At 47.4% G+C, this 24,495-nt stretch carries 21 protein-coding genes and 1 pseudogene; 15 read left to right on the top strand and 7 right to left on the bottom strand.

Annotated elements, in window-relative coordinates; all coding sequences use genetic code 11:
* Positions 1–46: 46 nt before the first annotated feature.
* The 4 genes from GK108_RS15665 (at position 47) to GK108_RS15680 (ending at position 4,188) form a co-directional block, all read left to right on the top strand.
* The gene (locus GK108_RS15665; RefSeq protein ID WP_163950173.1) at positions 47–1,240 is read left to right on the top strand and encodes an exodeoxyribonuclease VII large subunit; all 1,194 of its coding nucleotides are present in this window, start codon (positions 47–49) and stop codon (positions 1,238–1,240) included.
* A gap of 56 nt (positions 1,241–1,296) precedes the next feature.
* Positions 1,297–1,485 (top strand): exodeoxyribonuclease VII small subunit, encoded by a 189-nt coding sequence (gene xseB / locus GK108_RS15670; protein ID WP_163950178.1) that lies wholly within the window; start codon positions 1,297–1,299, stop codon positions 1,483–1,485.
* A gap of 147 nt (positions 1,486–1,632) precedes the next feature.
* Positions 1,633–2,985 (top strand): DUF937 domain-containing protein, encoded by a 1,353-nt coding sequence (locus tag GK108_RS15675; protein ID WP_163950181.1) that lies wholly within the window; start codon positions 1,633–1,635, stop codon positions 2,983–2,985.
* A 132-nt stretch (positions 2,986–3,117) separates the two neighbouring features.
* Positions 3,118–4,188 (top strand): SDR family NAD(P)-dependent oxidoreductase, encoded by a 1,071-nt coding sequence (locus GK108_RS15680; protein ID WP_163950184.1) that lies wholly within the window; start codon positions 3,118–3,120, stop codon positions 4,186–4,188.
* A gap of 54 nt (positions 4,189–4,242) precedes the next feature.
* On the opposite strand, the gene GK108_RS15685 is transcribed toward GK108_RS15680, so the two are convergent.
* Positions 4,243–4,785: a DUF4136 domain-containing protein gene (locus GK108_RS15685; protein WP_163950188.1), complete on the bottom strand. Its 543-nt coding sequence runs from the start codon at positions 4,783–4,785 to the stop codon at positions 4,243–4,245.
* Between the two features lie 141 nt (positions 4,786–4,926).
* Here GK108_RS15685 and GK108_RS15690 point away from each other — a divergent pair, with 141 nt between their 5' ends.
* From GK108_RS15690 to GK108_RS31545, 5 genes and pseudogenes are all read left to right on the top strand, one after another.
* On the top strand, positions 4,927–5,997 hold the full coding sequence (locus tag GK108_RS15690; protein WP_163950191.1) for an SDR family NAD(P)-dependent oxidoreductase: 1,071 nt from the start codon (positions 4,927–4,929) through the stop codon (positions 5,995–5,997).
* Positions 5,998–6,052: 55 nt separating this feature from the next.
* Positions 6,053–7,003, top strand: a complete 951-nt coding sequence (locus GK108_RS15695) for a TspO/MBR family protein (RefSeq protein WP_163950195.1) — start codon at positions 6,053–6,055, stop codon at positions 7,001–7,003.
* Positions 7,004–7,284: 281 nt separating this feature from the next.
* A complete protein-coding gene (gene clpB, locus GK108_RS15700; RefSeq protein WP_163950198.1) occupies positions 7,285–9,906 on the top strand; it encodes an ATP-dependent chaperone ClpB in 2,622 nt (873 codons plus the stop codon).
* A gap of 119 nt (positions 9,907–10,025) precedes the next feature.
* A complete protein-coding gene (locus GK108_RS15705; RefSeq protein ID WP_163950201.1) occupies positions 10,026–10,256 on the top strand; it encodes a hypothetical protein in 231 nt (76 codons plus the stop codon).
* Positions 10,253–10,665: pseudogene (locus tag GK108_RS31545) on the top strand (putative toxin-antitoxin system toxin component, PIN family). Before GK108_RS15705 ends, GK108_RS31545 begins: the two are co-directional and overlap by 4 nt.
* An 82-nt stretch (positions 10,666–10,747) precedes the next feature.
* Here the strand turns inward: GK108_RS31545 and trxA are convergent.
* Together trxA and GK108_RS15720 are read right to left on the bottom strand one after the other, a co-directional pair.
* The gene (gene trxA, locus GK108_RS15715; RefSeq protein WP_163950204.1) at positions 10,748–11,092 is read right to left on the bottom strand and encodes a thioredoxin; all 345 of its coding nucleotides are present in this window, start codon (positions 11,090–11,092) and stop codon (positions 10,748–10,750) included.
* A 107-nt stretch (positions 11,093–11,199) separates the two neighbouring features.
* Positions 11,200–12,054, bottom strand: a complete 855-nt coding sequence (locus GK108_RS15720) for a sterol desaturase family protein (protein WP_163950208.1) — start codon at positions 12,052–12,054, stop codon at positions 11,200–11,202.
* A 159-nt stretch (positions 12,055–12,213) separates the two neighbouring features.
* Between GK108_RS15720 and GK108_RS15725 the strand changes: the two genes are divergently transcribed.
* Positions 12,214–12,729: an acyl-CoA thioesterase gene (locus tag GK108_RS15725; protein WP_163950211.1), complete on the top strand. Its 516-nt coding sequence runs from the start codon at positions 12,214–12,216 to the stop codon at positions 12,727–12,729.
* Between the two features lie 115 nt (positions 12,730–12,844).
* Here GK108_RS15725 and GK108_RS15730 read toward each other — a convergent pair whose 3' ends face one another.
* The 3 genes from GK108_RS15730 to GK108_RS15740 form a co-directional block, all read right to left on the bottom strand.
* Positions 12,845–13,273, bottom strand: coding sequence for a nuclear transport factor 2 family protein (locus tag GK108_RS15730; protein WP_163950213.1), 429 nt, complete (start codon positions 13,271–13,273; stop codon positions 12,845–12,847).
* Positions 13,274–13,336: 63 nt separating this feature from the next.
* Positions 13,337–13,831: a hypothetical protein gene (locus GK108_RS15735; protein ID WP_163950216.1), complete on the bottom strand. Its 495-nt coding sequence runs from the start codon at positions 13,829–13,831 to the stop codon at positions 13,337–13,339.
* Between the two features lie 282 nt (positions 13,832–14,113).
* Entirely contained in the window at positions 14,114–14,953 is an 840-nt protein-coding gene (locus GK108_RS15740; protein ID WP_246224919.1) for an SGNH/GDSL hydrolase family protein, read from the bottom strand.
* A 324-nt stretch (positions 14,954–15,277) separates the two neighbouring features.
* Here GK108_RS15740 and dnaE point away from each other — a divergent pair, with 324 nt between their 5' ends.
* Genes dnaE through GK108_RS15755 form a run of 3 tightly spaced genes read left to right on the top strand, consistent with a single transcriptional unit; the run spans position 15,278 to position 19,423 of the window.
* Entirely contained in the window at positions 15,278–18,913 is a 3,636-nt protein-coding gene (dnaE, locus tag GK108_RS15745; RefSeq protein ID WP_163950219.1) for a DNA polymerase III subunit alpha, read from the top strand.
* A gap of 4 nt (positions 18,914–18,917) precedes the next feature.
* The gene (locus tag GK108_RS31550) at positions 18,918–19,199 is read left to right on the top strand and encodes a DUF4258 domain-containing protein (RefSeq protein WP_163950223.1); all 282 of its coding nucleotides are present in this window, start codon (positions 18,918–18,920) and stop codon (positions 19,197–19,199) included.
* Positions 19,196–19,423 (top strand): type II toxin-antitoxin system MqsA family antitoxin, encoded by a 228-nt coding sequence (locus GK108_RS15755; RefSeq protein ID WP_163950226.1) that lies wholly within the window; start codon positions 19,196–19,198, stop codon positions 19,421–19,423. The genes GK108_RS31550 and GK108_RS15755 overlap by 4 nt, the downstream gene beginning before the upstream one ends.
* Before the next feature lie 43 nt (positions 19,424–19,466).
* Here GK108_RS15755 and GK108_RS15760 read toward each other — a convergent pair whose 3' ends face one another.
* The gene (locus GK108_RS15760) at positions 19,467–19,925 is read right to left on the bottom strand and encodes a hypothetical protein (RefSeq protein ID WP_212592812.1); all 459 of its coding nucleotides are present in this window, start codon (positions 19,923–19,925) and stop codon (positions 19,467–19,469) included.
* 248 nt (positions 19,926–20,173) lie between these two features.
* Between GK108_RS15760 and GK108_RS15765 the strand changes: the two genes are divergently transcribed.
* Both GK108_RS15765 and polA read left to right on the top strand, forming a co-directional pair.
* Positions 20,174–21,196 carry a fasciclin domain-containing protein gene (locus GK108_RS15765; RefSeq protein WP_163950229.1) on the top strand — a complete coding sequence of 341 codons (1,023 nt, stop codon included), beginning with the start codon at positions 20,174–20,176 and terminating at the stop codon, positions 21,194–21,196.
* Positions 21,197–21,421: 225 nt separating this feature from the next.
* Positions 21,422–24,481 carry a DNA polymerase I gene (gene polA, locus GK108_RS15770; protein WP_163950232.1) on the top strand — a complete coding sequence of 1,020 codons (3,060 nt, stop codon included), beginning with the start codon at positions 21,422–21,424 and terminating at the stop codon, positions 24,479–24,481.
* Positions 24,482–24,495: the final 14 nt, after the last annotated feature.

The raw sequence follows: 24,495 nt of genomic DNA on the forward strand, positions 1-24,495 counted from the left end.
CCCTGTATTCACTCACTCTGTCGTTCACTCATTCTATTATTACAATATGTCTCCTATTCGTCTATCCGATTTAGCCTTTACCCTCGAAGCCGTATTAGACGATGCTTTCGGGCAAAAAGCGGTATGGGTTATCGCCGAGACGAGTGATATCAAAAACTATCCCGACAGAGGGTATTGCTTTCTAACGTTGGTTGAACGCGAGGCTGGTCGGGAAACAGTAGCCAAACTGGAAGCCTGTATCTGGCGTCGGAATTACCACATCATTAAGAGTTTCGAAAAAGCTACCGGTGTTGCTTTCGCACGTAACATCCAGTTGCTTCTGCAGGTAGCGGTGAGCTTTAGCCCGGTTTATGGTCTTCGTCTGGAAATTCTTCAGATCGATTCGTCCTACACGCTTGGCAACATCGAGCGCGAAAGGCAGGCCGTTCTGGATGCTCTGCTGCTCGATCATCCGGAATTGGTCTGGCTCGAAGCGGGGCAATATATTACGGCAAACCAGTTACTACCACGTCCGGCCGTAATGCAGCGAATTGCCCTGATCACCGCCCCAGGTTCGGATGGCTGGCGTGATTTCCGGCATGAACTGGCCCAAAATCCGTACGGCTACGATTTTGTTGTTGATGAATATCTTACGCAAATCCAGGGCAAGGGGGCCGAGAAAGCAATTGCTGGTCAACTCGATCGAATCCTTAACAGCGGCCGTGCGTATGAAGCGGTGGTGATTGTACGGGGTGGCGGCTCTCAATTGGATTTTGGTTCGTTTGATACGTATCAGATGGGTCATGCAGTGGCCGGTTTCCCGATTCCGATTCTGGCCGGAATTGGCCACGAACGTAATGTCAGCATCACGGATTTGCTTTGCCACGAAAGTGTAAAGACACCAACCAAGGCCGCTGCTTTCCTGATCGATCATAACCGATCGTTTGAGGAAAGCTGTCTGTTGCTGCGGGATCGGTTAAGTCTTATTACGCGCGATGCTTTGCTGATGGCCAGAGAACAACTCGATAGCGAAACAGAACGACTTCGGTTTGTTCTTCACAACTATTTTCGCGATCGTCATACTGAACTTGCAGAAAAAGCAGTTACCATTCGCCACCTCGACCCGTCCAATATCCTTCGGCGTGGTTATGCACTGCTACTACGTAATAATCATATCATTACGCATCGGTCAGCCGTAGAAGCGGGCGATGAACTGCAGGTTCAGTTACACGACGGTACTATTACTGTAATTAGTCAATAGATTCAGGAAGACGCCACTCTGTGGCCATAGAAACCTCCCATTTATTCCTCTAACCTATGACATATCAGGAAGCTTATGATCAGCTCACAACGTTAGTCGATCAAATTGAAAATGAACAGGTTCCGCTGGATGAGCTACCCGGCAAAATTCGCCTGGCCAGTGAGCTGATTACCTTTTGCCAAAACCGGCTTCGCCAGGTAGAAACGGAGTACCAGGAAATCATTGAACGATTGCCAAAACGATAGAAAACTGGAATTTATCACTTTTCTTTATGAAACCTTTGCCAATCCTTCCCTAATTTTATCGCCGGGCTTAGTTCCCAGGGGTATATGTGCTATTTTCGGAAGTGATGAGAATGAAACCCCACTTACTGCCTGATTGAGACTTTCTTTATGAATTTGTTTGCCACTCTACATGAAGTACTAAATTCGGACGTCATCACGCGCATTGCCGCATACATTGACGAGCCTGCGGATAAGACCAATAAAGCAGTTAAAGGTCTTGTCTATACAATTATTGGTGGTCTGATGAAACGGACTACAACCGAAATCGGTGTTAATCAACTTTTTAATCATATACAAAAGGGTCGTTTCGATGGTGCGTTAACGGATAATCTGCTGACTACACTACGTGACGCTAGCCAAACCAATGCTTTAATTACCCAGGGTGACGAAGTAATCAGTCATCTGCTACCTGCCATGAAAAGTTCGATTGGCAGCATGATTTCGGGTTATGCGGGCATTCGTAACTCATCCGCAATTTCGCTGTTGGGCCTTACCAGCACCATCGTTCTGCACGTATTGGGCCGACAAGTCAAAGACCGAAAGCTGGACGCCGACGGTCTGGCGGCATCACTGTTTTCAGAACGGGAATCTCTGGTTAATGAAGTTCCGGAAGAGCTGATGCCCCGACTCATTGAAAAACTTGGACTTCAACAGGTAGTCAGTGGCGTGGCCGCTCCCGCCCGACGTAATGTAACCGAAACATCGTCGGGGCGATACGCTGCTAACGCTTCAGGGACCACAACCATCAATCGGCCGCCTGTCAGCTACGATCTGGCCGATGATTCAGACACCGATAATGGCGCCCTAACTAAATGGGGAATCGGTATTTTGTTCGCTATTGCTCTGGCCGCTGGTGGTTACTACGTCTATCAAAATACAAAAAATCATTCGGCCGATTCGGGTGATGCCAGTGACGTTACTACCGTTACCAGCGATACAATCACCGCCGACACCGTAACCCGCTCACTGGCGGTGCCGATCGATACAACAGCGAAGCCCAAACCAACAACGCCCGTCGCCAGCAGTACGCCCCCGGCCAGCGTATCAACAGCCGCTACTGGTGGCCTCACCCAGTTGATGTCTCCCTATCTGGGCAATCCAACGCTCCCCAAAGGTCGCGTATTCCCCTTGACGGGTATCGCTTTCACTCCGGGTTCATTGTCGATGACATCGGGGTCTATTGCCACCGTTGGCGAATTAGCTACGTTACTAAAAACGTATCCCAATCTTCAAATTCAGCTGATTGGCTACGCAAACGACGCCCAGGTTGGTACGGGATTTACCAATAAAAGCCTGTCCTTCAAGCGTGTCAATCAGATCAAGCAACAGCTTATGTCGTCTGGAATCAATTTTGTTCGGATCGACGCTATCGGACGCGGTACTGGCGTACTACGAAATGATACGTCCGGTGTAGTGAAGCCGACACTCCGAAAAATCGACGTTAAAGTGGTCGTTAAATAAGGAGCTGATAAGAGCACCGAATGGTCAATTTACGCCGTCACAAATCACTGTAAAACGGCGTAAATTGACCGTTTACGAAACAACTTATCCTGTCGTAAAGTTGAGTTATTGAATCAATCGACTCAATACATTATGACAACTGAAGTTGGGAAAACAGCCCTGATTACGGGCGCTTCAAGTGGAATTGGCAAAGAGTTAGCGACGCTGTTCGCTAAAGATGGTTATAATCTGGTATTAGTCGCTCGTAGTGAAGACAAGCTACAAGAGCTGGCCGATCAGTTTAAACAGCAATTCGGTACGTCGACAATCACCGTCATCGAGAAAGATTTATCCAGCCCTGAAGCTCCCCAGGAAATATACGACGAAGTCATTCAGAAAAATATCACCGTCAATGCATTGGTCAACAATGCTGGCTTCGGCGAATACGGCAAATTTGCGACCGAAACCGATCTTCAAAAAGAACTGAGCATTATTCAGGTCAACCTCACGGCGCTGGTTCATCTAACCAAGTTATTCCTGAAAGACATGGTAGAACGTAATGAAGGGAAGGTCCTGATGCTCGGTTCCATTGCTTCGATCATGCCTAATCCGTTGATGGCGGTCTATGGCGCTACCAAATCGTTTATCTATTCGTTTTCGGAAGCGCTACGTAATGAAGTAAAAGACACGGATATCAATATTACGGTCTTGATGCCCCCTGCCACAGACACTGACTTTTTTAACAAGGCTGGTGCAACAAATACCGTAGCGCAGGAAATAGCGCGTTCGAACAACCCCGCCGACGTAGCGAAAGAGGGCTATGTAGCTTTGATGAAAGGCAAGGACAAGGCGATTGCTGGCTTTTCGACCAAGGTTCAGGCTGCGGCTTTTCGCGTATTACCCGATTCAGTAGTTAGTCAGGCAGCCAGATCGCAAATGAAAGACAAAAACGAGACAGAACCAGAAAAACAGATCTCTAATCTGGCAATTGGCATTGGCATAGCCGCTGTGGCATTGGCTGGCGTGGCCATTGCACTCACCTATAAAAATCGCAACGGCTGGGCAGAAGGAGTACAATTAGGTAATGCGATTGATCGAGCCCGATTGCGCTTTAAAACCGGCCAGGCTATCGATTCTATTAAAGACACGATCGGCTCCGTGGCCGACTCCGTTAATGGCACGGTTGCCAACGCTAAATCAAAAGTAGAAGAGCTAGTAGCGTAGGCTGCTTATACGTAACAAAACCGGTCAGCTACGTAGTTGACCGGTTTTGTGCGTTTATCGACGACCAGGAAACCGGGCAAACACCTTGTGCACGGCATCATCGATCTGAGCAGAGGTAACACCTTTCTTCGCCAGAACGCTGGAAACTGCTACGTCCCAAATCAAGGCGTTGCGTTGCGCATCCACAATATGGAGGTTAACGGTTCCCTCCTGATACGTTCCAACCGGCACCTCCTGACTCTGCCACCGATACCGCCGTTGCCCGGTATAAATTGGCGCTTCGTAAATTGTGGTTTGCCGAGTCTGTGTTTTTTCGTTAACCACCGCCCCGATATTCACCAGCAGATCAGGATTATCGCTCGTTTGCTGATAACCGCGATTCGTTAACTCGGTCGCAACAGCCTTCTTTATTTGTTCAACTGTTGCCTGATAGGAAGCTCCAGGCGAGGGCTCGATCCGATTTGTATCAACAAAAGCAAATGTTTGATACGCTGACCAGGTCGCGGCTTTGTCGGCCTGATTTCTGGTAATCCGGTAGGGCGAACAGCTCCCTAAAAAACCGATAACTACCAATGATACTCCTACTAATTCTTTCATAGTTTACTGTATCCAATAAGCCTGTAGATCGCGTAATTTCCGGCATAAACCTGTCGGTTAAAAACAAGTTAAACGCCAAATAATCAAAACAACTTTCAGTCGTCGTAGTTCAATAGTTTACTCACTAAGCATTTGAGCGTTATGAATTCAGGAACAGGGAAAACCGCACTCATTACTGGTGCATCTAGTGGTATTGGTCAGGAACTTGCCAAGCTTTTTGCGCAAGACGGTTATAATTTGGTTTTGGTCGCCCGTAGCGACGATACGTTAGACCGACTGTCCGACGTATTTAAAAGCAATTACGGCACTCAGAACGTAACGATTATTAAAAAAGATTTATCTGAAGAGGATGCCGCTCAGGACGTTTATGATCAGGTAAAAGCAAAAAATATAACGGTCGATGTACTGGTCAATGATGCTGGCGTTGGTCTCTATGGCCTGTTCGCTACCGATACAGATTGGGAACGGGAAAAAGCCATGATTCACCTTAACGTATTGGCTCTCACGCAGATGACCAAGCTTTTCCTGTATGATATGCTGGCACGTAATGAAGGTAAAATCTTAAACCTGGCGTCGCTGCTATCCATTGCGCCTTCGCCTTTGATGGCTGTCTATGCAGGTACGAAAGCCTACGTTTACAATTTTACGCAGTCGCTCGTTAACGAACTGAAAGACACGAACGTAACGGTTACCGCTCTTTTACCCAACGCAACAGACACCGATTTCTTCAATAAAGCGGGCGCCGAAAACACTAAAGTTACCGATGAGGTGCAGGACCCCGTTATGGTTGCCAAGGATGGGTACGATGCTTTGATGGCTGGTAAACCCAAAGTGGTTCCAGGCGGACTGAAAAATAAATCATACGAAGTTATTTCTTACGTAGCACCGCAGGAAGCCATGGCGGCTGTGATGCGCGATAAGATGTCGCAGAAGCCTGAACCCGATCAGAAGTCATCCAACGTAGCGTGGGGTATTGGCTTTGGCGTGGCTGTACTGGCTGGTTTTGCGCTGGTAGTTGCCTACAACAACACGAGTGAATACGACCGGGCCCGTTATCGCTATAAACTGAAAGGACTGGGCGATAATCTGTCCGATTTAATCTCCTCGGCTATCGATACGGTAATTGATACCTATCAGAATGCAAAAACGAAAGTCGAGCACGTAGCCGCAAAAGAGACTCCGGAAGAGGTCCTTGAAGAGATTGAGGCTTAACTCCCAAAAGCAAATCAGCATTTGATACGTATAGTGAATCCGCTGTCATTTTGCCATGAAAAAAACATCATTCTTACGAATTGCTACGGCTGTTTTTGCAGCCGGTAGCATTCTTTATACTACACTTTCCAGCAGTCGGTCGAGACAGGCCAGTCGGAACAGGCAGGAAAATGATCCTGGTGCGCCAGAACGAGAATATGACGTACCGGTAGAATACCAGAATGTTTTCGAGAAAAACATGATCGTTCCCGCTGGTTGGGCGTTTGGCGTAGTTTGGTCCACAATCTACTCAGGACTGGGCGCTTTGCTAATCCATCAGGCGTTACCCGCCCAGGAACATAATCCCCGGTATCAGAAGGCCCTGCCCTGGTGGGGCGCGAGCTGGGTTTTGAATGCTGTTTTCGGTCATTTCTTTTCCAAAAATGATCCGAAAAGCATCGTTATTTCTGACTTGACGACCAAGTTTAATTTACCGGCGGCCCTGGCGTTACACCAGAGTCTCGAAATCGGTAAAACCGACGTACCGTCTCCCGAGAAGTACCTTCGTATTCCGGTCAGTCTGTACGCTGGTTGGCTGACAGCCGCTACAGTTGTTGGCACTCCGAATACATTGTTGACGCTGGATGTCTGGCCAGAAGATCAGGAGCGCGACGAACCCGTGGCCGCCGGTATTCTAGCCGCTACAGCCGGAGCAGGCTATCTTATCGCCAACAAACTCAACGATCCCTGGTACATGGTACCTTTTGTGGCTGGTTTTGGCGGTATTGCCACCCGACAGTGGAACAAGCATCCGGTTGTTGGCTGGACAGCCGCCAGTTTAGCAGCTGCCTACGTTGGCCTACTCGCCTATTGGCTCCCGAAAGGCAATTTCCGTAAAGCCGACCGGATTGTTGTACACGATGCGGAAGCGGAAATCATTACTGATCAAGTTGAAACTTCCGAGCCACATCAGGCCGAAATTGTTCGGGAACGAATGAAGCCTATAGATGCCGAAAGTCTGGATTAATTGTGTATGCGCTTTATCCCAAAGCCGCCCTGTTTTCGCAGGGCGGCTTCTTTGTATACAGTATTTACAATCCAAATTTTTCATAACAAATCGTAAGCCGACAGTGCGTCTGGAATAACCGAAGTCTCCTTGACATTTTGGCTTATTTTTTATCCAAAACGGCTTAAAACGAGCCAAAATGTCCGAAAAACCACCTCGGCCCGCGATTTGTTTATAGATAGTCATACGTTAATAACCTACTCGTAACCGGCTCGCCGGAATGAGAAAACTGCTTAACTGCCATGGACTTTAAAAATTACACCGTAAAAGCACAGGAGGTCGTACAGAAGGCATCAGAGATTGCCCTTGGTAATGGCCAGCAAGCTATTGAAACGGGTCACCTCTTGCAGGCGATCTTATCGGAGGATGAAAATGTAATTGCCTTCATTGCCAAAAAGCTTGGAGTCAATTTAAAAAATATGAGCGGTGCTCTGGATGCTATCGTCAGTACGTATCCGAAAGTTTCGGGAGGTAACGGAAGTGTTTACCTGAGTAACGATACGGCTGCAGCATTCGCGAAAGCCAGTAACTACACGAAAGAATTTGGCGACGAATTTGTAAGCGTCGAGCTGATGTTACTTGGCCTTATGGCCGGTAAAGAGCAAATTGCAACCCTATTAAAAGACGCCGGTTTCAACGAAAAACAGACGAAAGCGGCCATAAACGAACTTAGAAAAGGAAACTCTGTGAAAGACCAAAACGCAGAAGCTAAATATCAATCGCTGGAACGGTATAGCATAAACCTGAACGAACGCGCCCGAACGGGTAAGATCGACCCGGTTATTGGCCGTGATGAAGAAATCAGGCGGGTACTGCAGATTCTGAGCCGCCGGACTAAAAATAATCCGATCTTACTGGGTGAACCAGGGGTTGGTAAAACAGCTATCGTAGAAGGACTTGCTCAACGGATTGTGTCGGGCGACGTACCGGAAAACCTGAAAACCAAAACCCTCGTTTCGCTCGACATGGGTCTGCTGATTGCGGGTGCCAAGTACAAAGGCGAATTTGAGGAACGACTGAAATCGGTCATCAAAGAAGTGACCGACTCGGATGGTGAAATCATTCTGTTCATTGACGAAATCCATACGCTGATTGGAGCGGGAGCTGGCGGTGAGGGCGCTATGGACGCAGCCAACCTGCTGAAACCAGCCCTGTCGCGTGGTGAACTGCATACGATTGGCGCTACTACGCTCAAAGAGTATCAAAAATACATCGAGAAAGACAAAGCGCTGGAACGCCGGTTCCAGGCCGTCATGGTCGACGAGCCAGACATGGCCGATGCTATTTCGATTCTGCGCGGTATCAAGGAAAAATATGAACTCCACCACGGCGTTCGGATTAAGGACGATGCCGTAATTGCCGCCGTTGAGTTATCGACACGGTACATTACTGACCGCTTTCTTCCCGATAAAGCCATTGACTTAATGGACGAAGCAGCCGCTAAGCTGCGGCTGGAGATGGATTCGGTCCCTGAAGAACTGGACGAACTGAACCGACGTATCATGCAGCTCGAAATTGAACGAGAAGCTATCCGCCGGGAAAACGATAAAGAGAAAGAAACGGTGCTTAACAAACAGATCGAAGATCTTAGTGAGCAACGTAACAGCCTGAAAGCGAAGTGGGAAACCGAAAAAGCATCGGTTAACGAAGGCCGTATGCTGAAAGAGCAACTCGATCAGCTACGTTTTGAAGCCGAACAAGCCGAACGCTCTGGTGACTATGGTAAGGTAGCCGAAATACGCTACGGGCGTATTCCGGAACTCGAAACCAAACTGAACTCACTGGCGCAGGAAGGTAGTTCTCAGGGTTCGTCAGACCGGATGATGCAGGAAGAAGTAACCGCTGAAGATATTGCTGAAGTGGTTGCTAAATGGACCGGCATTCCTGTCTCGAAAATGCTGCAAAGCGATCGGGAGAAACTGTTGAATCTGGAAAAAGAACTCGGCAAACGCGTAGCGGGTCAGAAGGAAGCGATCGAAGTTGTTTCCGACGCCGTACGTCGGAGTCGGGCCGGTATGCAGGACCCAAAACGCCCAATCGGTTCGTTTATCTTCCTCGGTACTACGGGGGTTGGTAAGACTGAAGTAGCCCGGACGTTGGCCGAATACCTTTTCAATGATGAGAACGCCATGGTACGTATCGATATGTCGGAGTATCAGGAACGCCACGCCGTCAGCCGGTTGATTGGTGCCCCTCCGGGATACGTTGGTTATGACGAAGGTGGTCAATTGACCGAAGCCGTTCGCCGGAAACCCTATTCCGTAGTGCTCCTTGACGAGATCGAAAAAGCGCATCCCGACGTCTGGAACATTCTGTTACAGGTTCTCGATGAAGGTCGTCTGACGGATAATAAAGGCCGTGTGGCGAACTTCAAGAACACGATCATTATCATGACCTCGAACATCGGCAGCCACCTGATTCAGGAGAAATTTGCCGAAGACGAAGGCTGGAACCACACGCTGATTATCGACGAAGCGAAGTCGGCAGTCATGGAATTGCTCAAGCAAACCATTCGGCCTGAGTTCCTGAACCGAATCGACGAAATTGTGATGTTCGAACCGCTGACGAAAGAAAATATTCGCAAGATTGTAGACATTCAGTTCAACGAGATCAAGAAGCGGCTGGCCGAAAATGGCATTCAGCTGGATGCCACCGACGAAGCGCTCAACAAACTGGGCGAAGAAGGGTTTGATCCTCAATTTGGTGCTCGTCCGCTGAAACGCGTATTGCAACGCCGGGTATTGAACGAATTATCGAAATCGATCCTGTCGGGCGAAGTCAAAAAGGACTCTGTCGTGCTGATGGAGCTGAACAACGACGGAGAAATTGCGTTCACCAATTTGGATGCAGAAATAGAATTATAATTGAGTTGTAAGTACTGATAGACCAAGTCAGAAAGCTCGGTTGCTACGTAGCGACCGGGCTTTTTTGTGTATAATTTTTGTCAAAAAATAGTATATTCACATGCTAACCGACCTGCAAAATGTCTACAACTGCCAAGCTCACAAACCTACAGTTAGAATTGCTACAGACCTTCTCTTACTCTCTGCCCGACGAGCAACTCATTGAGATTCGTCAACTACTAGCGCAGTATTTCTTAGATAAAGCAGATGCTGAAATGGATAGGCTCTGGCATAAAAACGGATGGAATGAAAACACGATTGACGATTGGGCCAAAGGGCACGAACGAACTCCCTATCAGCCTAAACAATGAGAGTTGTTATTGATACAAATGTCCTGTTAGCAGCCCTACCTAAATCATCGCGCTTTAGACCCATTGTTTCAGCTCTATCTGAAGGGACGATTGAGCTTGTGGTGAGCACTCCTATTTTATTGGAATATCAGGAAATACTAACCCGAAAAACAAATACATTGTTGCCAATAATTTCCTGGAATTCCTCACGAAACTCTCTACTATTATTAGAGTAGACCCTTCTTTTACGTGGGGTATTATAGAAGCAGATCCCGACGATAACAAATTTGTCGATGCAGGTCTCGTGGCAGGAGCAGATTACATTGTAACGAATGACTTACACTTCAATATTGTTAAGTCTCATCCGTTTCCAACTATTGCAATCGTTAATCCCGACGAATTTTTAGATATGCTTACCTTAGCGCAATAAACCTATCTGAGTACTATACTCTCAAAAAATAAGCCCGGCCACTACGTAGTGGCCGGGCTTATTTTATATATCGAAGAATGACTTACACCGTCGTTGTTTCCAGAGCAGCCTGTAGTTTTTGCTCCAGTACGTTGCGGGGAACGGCACCGATCACTTTATCGACCAGTTGACCATTTTTAAATACCATCAACGTTGGAATGCTACGGATACCGAACTTGGCGGGAATCTGGGCGTTCTGATCAACGTCCATTTTAGCCACAATGGCTTTGCCTTCGTAGTCGCCAGCGAGTTGCTCCACAACTGGTCCGATCATTTTACAGGGTCCGCACCACTCGGCCCAAAAATCTACTAAAACCGGCTTATCGGAATTAATCAGTTCGTTGAAGTTCGCATCGGTCGCTTCGACGGCATGTGATCCTGCTGCCATGATTGAAATCTGTTTATTTAGTTTAACTTAGTTCTCCCTCATAAACCCTTTTCAGACCGATTAGTTCCTGATTTATTATCAATCGACTTCCACGCTATTCACCTTACTTACGAGGGCATTGTCTGCTTCTGCTTTGTTGCCTCCCCTACTGGCGGACGGTATTTCTGAAACGGTATTTTCAGCAAACTACCAATATCAGAATGCTCATGTGGCTCCGGATGCGTATCAATACCGTAGTGAATAGCGTTGCTATCCATTTCGTGATACGTACCAAACAATCGATCCCAGTAAGGAAAAATATTGCCGTAGTTCGTATTCGTAACGGGTAATACGTAATGGTGATGAACATGGTGCATCGTGGGCGTCACGATAAAAAAACCAAGCAATCGATCAGCCCAGCGAGGCAGCTCAATATTGGCATGGTTAAACTGCGACAGAAGCACCGATAAAGCCTGATACATAAAAACCAACCACATAGGTGCGCCGGTGATTAGCACGGCTAAGGTTGTAAAAAAAAATCGAACCAAGCTCTCGCCCGGATGGTGCCGATTGGCCGTGGTGGTATCGACATACACGTCGGTATGATGAATCAAATGGAATCGCCACAAAAATATAACCTGATGCTGAACCCAGTGCGGTAGCCAGGCTCCCACCAAATCCATTACCAACACACCAATCAGCATTTCAGCCCAAAGCGGCAACGTTATCCAGTGGAGCAAACCAACTTGATGCTGAACGGTCCAGTCGCTTGTCCGCAACAGAATAAAAGCCAGCAAAAAATTAACGACTACAGTAGTCAGGGTAAAAAAAATATTAATTCCGGCGTGTCTGAACTTTCGATAACGGAACTGGAAAAGCGGTGCTGCACTTTCAATCAACCAGAAAAAAGCGATTCCTCCTACCAGAATCAGACTCCGGTGCGCAGACGGTATATGTTGAAAATAATCGACTAAACGCCCCATAAGTTTTATCGTATTATTTAGCGATATTATTCAAATATAAGATTTTTTACTAGACATCAGAGTACAACAGCTACGCGCTTTTTGAGCCCTCACCCTATCGTTATTTGCCCGTTTCGGTTTTCGGTAGTTGGTTTGTAAAACAGATATTAATCATTAACAATGCCTCAGCCAAAATTTGCCCGCGAATCCATGACGGTTATGACCGAAATGGTTCTTCCGAACGATACCAATACGCTCAATAATCTGATGGGCGGGCGCCTATTACACTTCATGGACATTGCGGCTGCCATTGCCGCCCAAAAACATTCAAACCGCGTAGTCGTTACGGCCTCGGTCGACAACGTATCATTCTCGGAGCCAATCCGTTTAGGCAATATTGTTACGATGAAAGCGCAGGTAACCCGGGCGTTCAGCTCATCGATGGAAGTATTTATTGAGGTCTGGGCGGAAGATATTCCGGCCGGGATTCGGGTCAGCACGAACAGTGCCTATTATACATTCGTAGCGGTCGATCAGAGCGGCCGCCCTATTGAAGTACCCCCTGTTGTTCCAGAAACTGACCAGGAAAAGGATCGGTATGACAGCGCGCTACGTCGTCGTCAATTGCGGCTGGTGCTGGCGGGACGTATGAACGCCCAGGATGCTACGGAGCTAAGAGAGTTTTTGAAAGTATGATAATCGCTGAACCGGGATTTTAACAGGATTAGAAAGATTGTTAAGATTTTGATTTATAGAGTAATCATCTTGATAATCTTTCTAATCCTGTTAAAATCCCGGTTCAGACTCACTTCTAGTTCGCCAGCCTGATCGACTGCCAGGCAACCATTTGCCACTGTTTGCCCTTACGGACATATACGTCGGTGTATTTCAGGTGGGTATTAATGGTTTCTCCATTGCTCATGGCTTTGATCATACAAATGCCATTAATGATGGCTGTATTGCCGTATACGCGAACTTTCTGTTCTTCCACATTGATGGCATCGTATTTCGATTTTCCGTCGCGTATGGATTGGATATAGGATTCTTTGGAATCGGTATTTCCATTTGAATGCGTATAAACCAGATCATTCCCCAAAACCTGATCGAGAACGGCATAGTTTTTACTAATCTGTGCCTCAAAGCGGTTCTTTTCAGCGGCAATAACCGCTTTTTCTTCCGCCGACTGAGCCCGAACCAGTTGCACGAGCAGTATAAAAGAGAGTGTCAATAAGCTTTTCATGGTCAGAAAAGTAGGTTGTAATTAATTCCTACCGTAAAAGCGTACTCGGCTAGCTTAATAGACTTATCGCTTGGTTCCGGTGATCGACTCAAATCGGCTAATACGCCCACCCTGCACAGTCTCCGTAGTAGCCGTAATCACGACTTGATTTTGTTCAAAAACGCCATTCGCATTAAAATCACCAGTAAAGGTTTTGTTCAAAACGGCCATTTGGTCCTGCGACCGATCAATGACAGTAAATTTATTCCCCGTATCATCTAATTGAGCTGTCACTTTTAAAGGCTGTGGCCGGGGAATAGATACATCTATATAGATCTCTCTAGGACTAGATCCTTTAGTGATGCTAATAGTTGCGGTTCCTGATTCGGGTGCACTTTCAACGCCACCAACAGTAAAAGAGGTCTGATAACCGCCAACATACGTACCAACATACTGATCGCGTGGATCAACATCAGAGCCGCCGGAACCTGACTTTTTGCAGGCAGTTGTCAGCAAGCCAAGAACAGTGAAAGCAACTAGCAAATTACGGAAAGAGCGAAAGGCATTTCGAGTAGCCATGATTTTATTTTTGTATGGGTTATATCAACAAGCTGTCTATCAAACGCCGTGCCGGGTTTATCAAGTATAGATTGTGTAAAAAAGATCAAAATTATGAAGTTTAGTTCATCTAAAAATAATACAGCATCATACGTTCTAGCAGTAAGGCAAAAGTAGTAATCAACCTCCCTAAGAACGAAAAGCTTATCCCTCCAAAAGAAACAATACAATTTCGATCGCAAAATCCAACTCCATAATTCCTGTATCAATCAGCAAAACCCCAGAAGGCTTATCAGACAGTATTCAGTACGTCTTCATAATCTTCACCAGCTTCTGGGTAATCAACTCATAGCCTTTGTCAGACGGATGCAATCCGTCGTATGTACGGTCAATGGCCTCCAGCGGATACGGGTATTCGTCCGTTTCCGGATTAAATGGAATATCAACGAATTTCGGATAGCGATAATTCGTGTATACACCCGTTTGCGGATCTTTCAGTCGTTTGAACTTCACAAGTTTTTTATGATCGAGGCTTTTCAGATGATATAAGTCCACCACCGGAAACGTTTCGTAACGTCCAATCGAATCAATCGCCTTCGCGAACGCTTCCAGATACTGTCCGTTCTTCGCCTTGTATGACCCAAAGGCATTATTCTTATAATTACCCAAATACACAAAATCAACCCGTTGCATTGGCGTAATGAACAGGATTTTTGCGTCTGGATTCAGACTACGCATTTTATCAACGATCACCCGAAACGCTCCATAGACCGTACCCGGACCTGTCTTTTGCTCATAATCAGCAAAGTGTCCCAGCGGCTTTCCACCCCACCAATCATTCGTTCCCAGGAAAACAGAGTATACATCGGCTTTGATTAGCCCCAGTTTATCAATCTGCTCGGCAATACGTACCGCTGTCCAGCCATTATGGCCCTGATTAACGTAATGGATATACGGCAGTTTTTCTGTAACACGGGTCATATATCCTTTCGTTATCCGGTTACCAGTTTCGTTCTGATGGTCATTCAAATAGGTAATGGAATCACCAAGAGCCACCCAGGTCAGTTCCTTGTGAGTGAAGGAGGCAAAAAGCAGAAGTACAGTCAGGAAGGCGATTAACTTTTTCAGGTAACTCTCTTTCATATGCAAACCGATAAAACTACATCCATAATTATTTCTACAGAAAGAGAGCCTAAAGCCTGGCTTACTGTAGAAAAATCGCGGTTTTAACTTCTCAAATAGACTTAGCCTAGTCTTTTGAGCCTACTTTGGCTGATCTAATGAAACGATTCGGCTAATTGTCGATAAAATAAGAATGGTCTGGGAATGATTTCACCCTCAGCCCCTTACCCAAAGCCTACTAAAATTCTCCTGCTCACATCGCGGCTGAACCCCGCAGATTGCCTATTTTTACCATAGGAACGAAATCAGTTTTGATCTATAAATCTGATAAATCCCGGTTCAGATATGCAATTCTCCCATCTCCACTGCCATACCCAATACTCACTGCTCGACGGTCAGGCCGATATTAAGAAGCTGATTAAGAAGGCAAAAGCTGACAACATGCCTGCCGTCGCCATCACGGATCACGGCAATATGTTCGGTGTATTTGAGTTTGTGGCCGAAGCTAGCAAGCAGGGTATCAAACCAATTGTTGGCTGCGAATTCTACGTAGTGGAAGACCATACCCGCAAACAGTTCACTAAAGAGCAGAAAGACATTCGGTATCACCAGCTGCTGCTGGCTAAAAACCCACAGGGCTATAAAAATCTGGCGAAACTCTGTTCGCTCGGTTATATGGAAGGGCTGTATGGTAAATATCCGCGCGTCACTAAAGAACTGATCGACAAGTATAAAGAGGGACTTATTGCGACAACCTGCTGCATTGGGGCGATTGTACCCAAAACCATCCTGAAAAAAGGCGAAGAAGCAGGCGAAGCGGAGTTCAAATGGTGGCTCGACCGCTTTGGCGACGATTACTACGTTGAGTTACAACGCCATGAAATCCCTGACCAGATCAAAGCCAACGAGGTATTGGTGAAGTTGGCCCGGAAATACAACGTCAAAATCATTGCCTCAAACGATTCACACTACGTAGACCGCGATGACTGGGTTGCTCACGACATTCTGCTTTGTGTAAATACGGGTGAAAAACAAAGTACGCCGTCGATGAAGGAATTCAACGATGACGAAGCAATGCCCAAAAACACACGCTTTGCGTTCTTCTCCGACCAGTTCTACTTCAAGAACACCCAGGAGATGAGCACGTTGTTTCATGACCTGCCCGAAGCCATCGACAATACCAACGAGATTGTCGATAAAGTGGAAGTGCTGAAGCTCAAACGCGACATTCTGCTGCCTAACTTCCCGATTCCAAAGGAGTTTCAGATTCATACCGACGACGTAGCAAACCAGTGGGAATATCTGAAACACCTGACCTACGAAGGAGCGAAAAAACGGTGGACGGACATCGATCAGAAAGCACAGGAACGTCTTGATTTTGAATTGTTCACAATCAAAACAATGGGTTTTGCCGGTTACTTTCTCATTGTAGCCGACTTTATCAAAGCCGGTCGCGATCTGGGCGTAATGGTGGGCCCTGGCCGGGGAAGTGCCGCCGGAAGTGCGGTAGCCTATTGCATTGGCATCACCAACATCGACCCCATCAAGTACGATCTGCTGTTCGAGCGTTTCCTGAATCCCGACCGGAAATCAATGCCTGATATCGATACCGATTTTGACGATGAAGGTCGTCAGCGGGTTATTGACTACGTAGTAGACAAATACGGCAAGCAACAGGTGGCAGCGATTGTTACGTACGGTACGATGGCGGCAAAATCGTCGATCAAAGACGTAAGCCGGGTCATGGATTTACCGCTGTCGGATGCAAATGCGCTGGCCAAGCTCGTGCCCGACAAGCCCACGTACAACATGACGCTGAAACGCATTTTCGAAGACCCGATTGAGGGGCCGGGCGGTTTGGCAAACATGATTCAACCGGAAGAAGTTGAGAATGTAAAGCGGATGCGGGCGCTCGAAGCGGGCGATCAGTCGGTGGGGCGAACCATGAAGCTGATCGATACCGAAAAAGTCCAGAACGTACTGCAACAGGCGCGTCGGCTCGAAGGCACGGTACGTAACACGGGTGTTCACGCAGCCGGTATCATCATTGCACCCGATGATCTGTCGAATATCGTCCCTGTCTCTACGTCGAAAGATACGAACCTGATTATCACGCAATACGAAGGAAAGGTAATTGAGGATGCAGGCGTTATCAAGATGGACTTTCTGGGGTTACGTAACCTCACGATCATCAAAGAATGCCTACGGCTCATTAGACAAAACTACGGAGGCTTTTTTATAAATGGCGTTGAAACCGACATCGACGATATTCCGTTAGACGATCCCAAAGCATACGAACTGTTCCAGCGGGGCGAAACTAACGCCATTTTTCAGTTCGAATCCGATGGGATGAAAAAGCACATGAAAGACCTCAAGCCCGACCGCTTTGAGGACCTCATTGCCATGAATGCCCTTTATCGGCCGGGACCGATTCAGTACATTCCGAACTACATCAACCGGAAGCATGGCCGCGAAGAAGTCAAATACGACCTGCCCGAAATGGAAGAGTTTCTGGCCGATACGTATGGCATTACGGTCTATCAGGAGCAGTTGATGCTACTTTCCCAAAAGCTTGGCAATTTCACCAAGGGCGATGCCGACGTACTGCGAAAGGCGATGGGGAAAAAGCAGAAAGACGTACTGGACAAGATGAAGGGCAAGTTCATGGATGGCTGTGCCGCCAATGGCCTGAACCTGAAAACCTGCGAAAAAGTCTGGACCGATTGGGAAGCCTTTGCGTCGTATGCCTTCAACAAATCGCACTCGACCTGTTATGCGTTCGTTGCGTACCAGACGGCTTATCTGAAGACGTATTACCCATCGGAATACATGGCTGCCGTATTAACCAGCAGCTTAGGTAACATCGAAAAAATTACGTTCTTCCTGGAAGAGTGTAAAAACCTCGGCATTCCCGTACTTGGCCCCGACGTGAACGAATCGGAACGCGTATTTGGTGTTAACCAGAAAGGCGAAATTCGCTTCGGTTTGGGCGGAATTAAAGGTGCGGGTGATGCGGCTGTGGAAGCCATTATTGAAGAGCGCAAAGCCGGTGGTCCCTTCAAAGATATTTTCGATTTTGCGATTCGGGTTAACCTACGTACTGTCAACAAAAAAACCCTCGAATCGTTGGCTTATGCCGGTGCATTCGACGCCCTGGACGAATACCATCGGGCACAGTATTTCGATGTGCCTGTTACGGAGACAAGCCCCTTTCTGGAGAAAATTATCCGCTACGCCAACAACTACCACACCGAAAAAGCAGCGGCACAACAGTCTCTCTTTGGGTCATTGACCGGCGGAGAACCGATGTTGCCACGCCCAAAACCACCTACCGTCCCGGAATGGAATCAGATCGAAAAGCTGAAGTTCGAAAAAGACGTAGTCGGTTTCTACATCACAGGCCACCCGCTCGACGAATTCAAGCTCGAACTGGAAGGCTTCTGCAATTGTACATTAGACAAGATTTACGAGATCAAATCGCCGGAGATTAAAGTGGCAGGTATCGTATCGGCTATGCAGACCAAAATCGCCAAAAACGGCAATCCGTTCTGCATTTTTAAGATCGAGGATTACAGTACGTCTATTGAAATGGCTCTTTTTGGGGACGACTACGTTCGACTCGGCCAATACATTGAAGTGGGTCGCTTCCTGCACATTACGGGTAAAACACAGAACCGCTGGAACTCCGACAATCTGGAATTTAAACCGACAACCATTCGGCTGCTGAGTGAGATGCGGGAGAAATTCTGTAAGGAAGTGCGCGTATCACTGACACTGGACGCCGTGAATGCACAATTGATCAGCCAGATTAACGAACTGATTAATGCCCATCCCGGAACCTGCTCTTTATCATTGAATGTAGTGGACCCCATTGAGCGCATTGAAGTAAGTCTACAGGCTCGTACCGTTAAGGTCTTCCCGGCCAATACGTTCCTGCGCGCCCTGGAAGCGATGGATGGCGTTACGTGTAAGGTGGCGTAGGATTATGAATTGTAAGCAGGTAGTTTATAAGCTTCATGCCGTTGAGCAGATGTTTAAACGAAACATAACTCAGGCAGAAGTTGAACAAGTAATCAACCTCGGCGAAACTATAGCAGCCTATCCCGACGACAAACCATATCCCAGTCTTCTGCGTTTAGCATTCGTTAATAAGCGACCAATTCATATTGTTGTTGCTCAAAGCGAGTTAGGAGAATGCTTTATTATAACAGCCTACGAGCCAAGTGTTTTTCTCTGGGACGCTGATTTTAAAACAAAAAAACGATGATCTGTGTAACCTGTAAAATTAGCGAGCCCGAGCCAGGTCTCACCACCGTCACTTTAGAGCGTAATGGAGCTATCATTGTTTTTAAAGACGTACCGGCCCGTATATGCCCAAACTGTGGAGAAAAATATTTTGACACAGATATTACAAACCGATTACTCGCTCAAGCACAGGATGCAATTGCGAAAGGGACAGAATTTGAAGTCGTTCGATTACAAGCAGCATAATGTTAGAAGCGATGGATGGCGTTACGTGTAAGGTGGCGTAGGTTTATCTACAATTCTTCCTGTTCAACACGTACTCGTAGCCGCTACGGGGTTGTTTCAACACCCATACACCTTGTTTTTTGGTTCGCTCACCTTCGTGCCAGGTAATGGCATTACCTTTCAACGTAAAGTTGATGGCGTATCGCTGGATAACACCTTCACCAGCGCGATCCCAGTCGGCCTGAATCTGATTATCAGTAAGCCTTCCTTCTACCGGTCCCCTGGCCCGGTCTTTCTCGTATGGATTAATGTCGAGATACCCTTTTACGGCGGTTCCATTCACTACGAGTCGAAGCGTTGTTGTATCCCGCTGCAGAATTTGCTGAAAACACATGGTGTCAGCTTGTACAGCGATATCAGAAGTGGAGGAAATCGGTTTTGTTGTTTCAGATGTTTCATTAGCCGTACGGCTCTGGCAACTTCCTGTAAAAAGTATGGTGTAGACAATGAATAAAAAGCGCATAGGATCGACAAGAGGCTCAAATCACCAGAATAACGTTCCAGCAGGATTATAGTTATATGGTTCCGTATTTTTTCATCCTTACTGGCAAGATTCTAATACCAACGATGTCGTACCGATCGGCTACTTTCGCCCAAGCCTGATAAATTTTCGAGATCTATACACAAACAAAACAGTGAAACAGTCGTTCATTTGCAGTAATGAAACGTAGCATATTGTTTTGTTACGTTTTCGGACCAACTCCAATAACCATGACTCTCTCTAAACACCCCGCTTCAGGGCGCCAATGGGGCCTGTTATCCGTTCTACTTATCGCCGTAGTCGTTTCGTTCTCGGCTTGCAAAAGCAATGACGACAATACCCCTGCGCCAAAAACCATTAATGATTTGATCAGTGCTGGTAATGGTACAACCAACCAGTTCACTATCTTCAAAAAGGCGCTGCAGCTAGCCAATTTAAGTGGCCCGTTGAGCCAGGCAGGTACCTATACCGTATTTGCGCCAACGGATGCGGCCTTTAGGTTATTTGGCTATGCGGATACGAATGCAATCAAAGCCCCATCAGCTGCTCCCTTACTAGCGGCCGTCGTCCAGTATCACATACTGAGCACCAGACTGGAAGCCTCGGCTATTCCAACCGCCATCAATACGGCTCAACAAACGCTATCGGGTGGTACGCTCTACACGTCTAAAGTGGCGTCTGCTACCGGCACATCTACGTCTGTATCTGTCAATGGAGCTCATGTTTTATCGAGCAATTCAGATGCCAGCAACGGTGTCATTCACGTTATTGACCGTGTTCTCCTACCTCCTGCCTTTGGCAACGTAGTAGCCACTATCCAAGGTATTCCGTCAATTCTACCAACAGCTTCGTTTACATTCCTTCAGGCGGCTATTGCCAAAATCGGAACAACAGCGGTGAGCTCACTCACATCCACTGGACCAATTACCGTTTTCGCACCAACCGATGCCGCTTTTACGGCGGCCGTACCAACCATTAAAACAGCAGCGGACGTAAGCGCCATGACCGCTCAGCAACTAACGGCTATTCTCTCCTATCATATCGTTCCCGGCCGGATTTACACGCCGACCGTAACAAATGGAACCAGCCTGACAACCGCTCAGACCGGCACCGTTACGTTAGGAACCAGCACAACCAGCGTAACCGTTACCGGGAAAGGGAATGGCTCAACAGCATCCAACATTACTGGCCCCGATATTACCGCAACCAATGGTGTCGTGCATATTATTGACCGATTGTTATTGCCTCAATAGTTCATTTTTCGATAGAAAAACAACATTCTGCAAACCGCTTCCGCACAGAAGCGGTTTGTTTATTTTGAGGGTTTCCGAAGCAACAATAGCGGAATCAAAACCCAGCTCAAACTGTTACGTTTATACGAGAAACTCCTTTCTTCATCCGCAATTTGTCGGGTCGAAACTGCGGTATTGTCCGTAAGACTTTCGACCTTTGGCGCATTGACTTGTGACCCGTATCGAATGGCCCAACCACAAAAAAAGCTCTTTCTTCTGGACGCGCTGGCTCTGATTTACCGCGCTCATTTTGCCTTTAACAAAACGCCCCGTATTTCGTCGAGAGGGGTTAATACGTCCGCTATTTTTGGCTTCATGAACTCCATGATGGAGGTATTGACAAAAGAAAAACCTACGCATATCGGCGTAGCGTTCGACTCGGCCAAGAAAACATTCCGGCACGAACAGTTTCCGATGTACAAAGCGACTCGTCAGTCGCAACCCGAAGATATCAGTGTGGCGACTCCATACATTAAGCAGATTGTGGAAGCCATGCATATTCCAATTCTGATTCTGGAAGGATATGAGGCCGATGACATTATCGGTACAATTGCCAAAAAAGCCGCTCTTGCCGATTTTGAGGTGTACATGATGACGCCCGATAAAGATTACGGCCAGTTGGTTGAAGAGCATATTCATATCTACAAACCTGCTTTTATGGGTAAGCCCGCTGAAAAGCAGGGAGTGAAGGAAGTGCTGGAACGCTGGCAGATTGAACGGATCGACCAGGTGACGGATATGCTTGGTCTGATGGGCGATTCGGTCGATAATATTCCGGGGATTCCGGGCGTGGGCGAAAAAACAGCGCAGAAGCTTATTGCTGATTTTGGCTCAGTCGAAAATCTGATTGCCAATGCCGATCAGTTGAAAGGCAAGCTCAAGGAGAATGTCGTTAATTTTGCTCAGCAAGGTCTGTTGTCGAAGCAACTAGCCACCATTCATCTGGACGTACCAGTTGCTTTCGATGAAGAAAAACTGCTGCATACCGAATACGACAAACCCAAATTAGCCGCTCTGCTGGACGAACTGGAGTTTCGGCAGATGAAAACACGTCTGCTAGGGGCCAGTTATGACGAAAAACCATTGCCCGATGCCTTTAAAAAGTCTGCATCCGGGCAAATGAACCTGTTTGATTCGTCTGGAGCTTCCACTCCTGGCGCTGACTCCCCCGCCTTCTTACCGCTTCCCAATGCATCCGGAGCCGATGATTTACCGTTTGACTTCGGCTCTTCTACGTCCTCAGCCACTGGTAAGTCCAAAAGCAGGCAAACCACGGTCAAAACGCCAATAGCCTCAGGTTCAGAAGCTACTCCCGGCGTTGTAACCGATTCGACTTCTATTGAAGGCGGTGAGCGTGTTCAATCCGGTGATCAGCCTGGCTATCTGGACGTTTATCCCGATCAGGCCATCGACCCTGTTCAACCCGAACGTAGGCAAACTGTTCGTTCGGTCAGGCACGATTACCGGCTGGTCGATACACCCGAGTTACGCGCTAGTCTGGTGCATTACTTAAACTGTCAGGATAGTATTTGCTTCGACTCCGAAACGACGGCCATCGATCCCGTAGAAGCGGATTTAGTCGGCCTGTCGTTTGCCTATCGTACGGGCGAGGCTTACTACGTGCCTGTTCCTGAAGATCGCGCCGAAGCGCAGGCCATTGTCGATCAGTTCAAACCCGTTTTCGAAAATCCGAACATCGAAAAAATCGGTCAGAACCTGAAATACGATTTGCTGATGCTGAAAAAGTACGGCGTCGAGGTTCAGGGAAAAATGTTCGACACCATGCTCGCGCATTATCTCATCGAGCCGGAAATGCGCCATAATATGGACATTATGGCCATGACGTACCTTAACTATGAGCCGGTTGACATTGAGTCGCTGATCGGTAAAAAAGGGAAGGGGCAATTAACCATGCGCGACGTTGAGATCGAAAAGATTGTCGAATACGCAGCCGAAGATGCCGACGTAACGCTGCAACTCAAGGAAGTTTTTGCCCCCCGACTCGAAAAAGATAATCTCCATAAACTGTTCGATCAGGTTGAAATGCCACTGGTACGTGTGCTAACTGATCTGGAACTGGAAGGCGTAACCATAGATACTAACGCCCTGGCAGATCTGTCGGCCACGCTCGATACGGATATGAAGCAGGTTCAGCAGGAGATTTTCGAGATCGCCGGTAGTTCCTTTAACATCGGCTCACCTAAACAGCTGGGCGAAATTCTTTTCGACAGACTAAAGCTGGATAAGAACGCCAAGAAGACGAAAACGGGGCAATATGCTACGGGTGAGGAAGTGCTTTCGAAACTGGAAGAAGAGCACGAAATTGCCCGGAAAATTCTGGATTATCGTGAATTGATCAAGCTAAAAAATACGTATGTAGACGTATTACCAACGCTGATCAGCAAACGTACCGGCCGAATTCATACCTCCTTTAATCAGGCAGTAGCCGCTACGGGTCGATTGTCGTCGGTAAATCCGAACCTGCAAAACATTCCGATACGTACTCCCCGTGGTCAGGAAATCAGGAAAGCATTCGTGCCGCGAGGGCCGGAATTTCTGATTATGTCGGCCGATTATTCGCAGATAGAGCTACGGATCATGGCTGCGTTCAGTGGCGATAAAACCATGCTCGATGCGTTTAACAACGGCATCGATATTCATACCCAAACGGCCAGCAAAGTTTTCCACGTACCCGTTGGCGAGGTAACAGGCGATATGCGCCGGAAAGCCAAAACGATCAATTTTGGCATCATTTACGGCATTTCGTCATTTGGTCTGGCTCAGCGCCTGAAAATACCGCGCAAAGAAGCTGCCCAGATCATTGACGAGTATTTTGCGGAATTTCCGGCGGTGAAAGGTTTCATCGACATGAGTGTTGAGAAAGCACGCGGTTTTGGGTATGCCGAAACCATACTGGGCCGCCGTCGGTATCTGCGCGATATTAACTCCCGTAACCAGACCGATCGTATGTTTGCCGAACGTAACGCCGTCAACGCGCCCATTCAGGGTAGTGCCGCCGATATGTTGAAGATAGCGATGATACGTATCCACGAATTCATGCAGGCCGAACAGCTAAAGTCTAAAATGATTCTGACCGTGCATGACGAATTGGTCTTCGATGCTCACCGCGACGAAATAGCCCTGCTTAGCGAACGCGTTGATGACATCATGAAAAACGCCATTCCGATGGCGGTCCGCATGGAAACCGGTATTGGAACGGGAGAAAACTGGCTACTGGCCCACTAACGAATAGTGTTCAG

It is taken from the genome of Spirosoma terrae, assembly GCF_010435915.1.
In the GTDB taxonomy this organism is placed as follows: Bacteria; Bacteroidota; Bacteroidia; order Cytophagales; family Spirosomataceae; genus Spirosoma; species Spirosoma terrae.

Coding starts and splice junctions, on each gene's coding strand:
- GK108_RS15665 (WP_163950173.1), top strand. CDS start 47: ATGTCTCCTATTCGTCTATCCGATTTAGCCTTTACCCTCGAAGCCGTA.
- xseB (WP_163950178.1), top strand. CDS start 1,297: ATGACATATCAGGAAGCTTATGATCAGCTCACAACGTTAGTCGATCAA.
- GK108_RS15675 (WP_163950181.1), top strand. CDS start 1,633: ATGAATTTGTTTGCCACTCTACATGAAGTACTAAATTCGGACGTCATC.
- GK108_RS15680 (WP_163950184.1), top strand. CDS start 3,118: ATGACAACTGAAGTTGGGAAAACAGCCCTGATTACGGGCGCTTCAAGT.
- GK108_RS15685 (WP_163950188.1), bottom strand. CDS start 4,785: ATGAAAGAATTAGTAGGAGTATCATTGGTAGTTATCGGTTTTTTAGGG.
- GK108_RS15690 (WP_163950191.1), top strand. CDS start 4,927: ATGAATTCAGGAACAGGGAAAACCGCACTCATTACTGGTGCATCTAGT.
- GK108_RS15695 (WP_163950195.1), top strand. CDS start 6,053: ATGAAAAAAACATCATTCTTACGAATTGCTACGGCTGTTTTTGCAGCC.
- clpB (WP_163950198.1), top strand. CDS start 7,285: ATGGACTTTAAAAATTACACCGTAAAAGCACAGGAGGTCGTACAGAAG.
- GK108_RS15705 (WP_163950201.1), top strand. CDS start 10,026: ATGTCTACAACTGCCAAGCTCACAAACCTACAGTTAGAATTGCTACAG.
- trxA (WP_163950204.1), bottom strand. CDS start 11,092: ATGGCAGCAGGATCACATGCCGTCGAAGCGACCGATGCGAACTTCAAC.
- GK108_RS15720 (WP_163950208.1), bottom strand. CDS start 12,054: ATGGGGCGTTTAGTCGATTATTTTCAACATATACCGTCTGCGCACCGG.
- GK108_RS15725 (WP_163950211.1), top strand. CDS start 12,214: ATGCCTCAGCCAAAATTTGCCCGCGAATCCATGACGGTTATGACCGAA.
- GK108_RS15730 (WP_163950213.1), bottom strand. CDS start 13,273: ATGAAAAGCTTATTGACACTCTCTTTTATACTGCTCGTGCAACTGGTT.
- GK108_RS15735 (WP_163950216.1), bottom strand. CDS start 13,831: ATGGCTACTCGAAATGCCTTTCGCTCTTTCCGTAATTTGCTAGTTGCT.
- GK108_RS15740 (WP_246224919.1), bottom strand. CDS start 14,953: ATGAAAGAGAGTTACCTGAAAAAGTTAATCGCCTTCCTGACTGTACTT.
- dnaE (WP_163950219.1), top strand. CDS start 15,278: ATGCAATTCTCCCATCTCCACTGCCATACCCAATACTCACTGCTCGAC.
- GK108_RS31550 (WP_163950223.1), top strand. CDS start 18,918: ATGAATTGTAAGCAGGTAGTTTATAAGCTTCATGCCGTTGAGCAGATG.
- GK108_RS15755 (WP_163950226.1), top strand. CDS start 19,196: ATGATCTGTGTAACCTGTAAAATTAGCGAGCCCGAGCCAGGTCTCACC.
- GK108_RS15760 (WP_212592812.1), bottom strand. CDS start 19,925: ATGCGCTTTTTATTCATTGTCTACACCATACTTTTTACAGGAAGTTGC.
- GK108_RS15765 (WP_163950229.1), top strand. CDS start 20,174: ATGACTCTCTCTAAACACCCCGCTTCAGGGCGCCAATGGGGCCTGTTA.
- polA (WP_163950232.1), top strand. CDS start 21,422: ATGGCCCAACCACAAAAAAAGCTCTTTCTTCTGGACGCGCTGGCTCTG.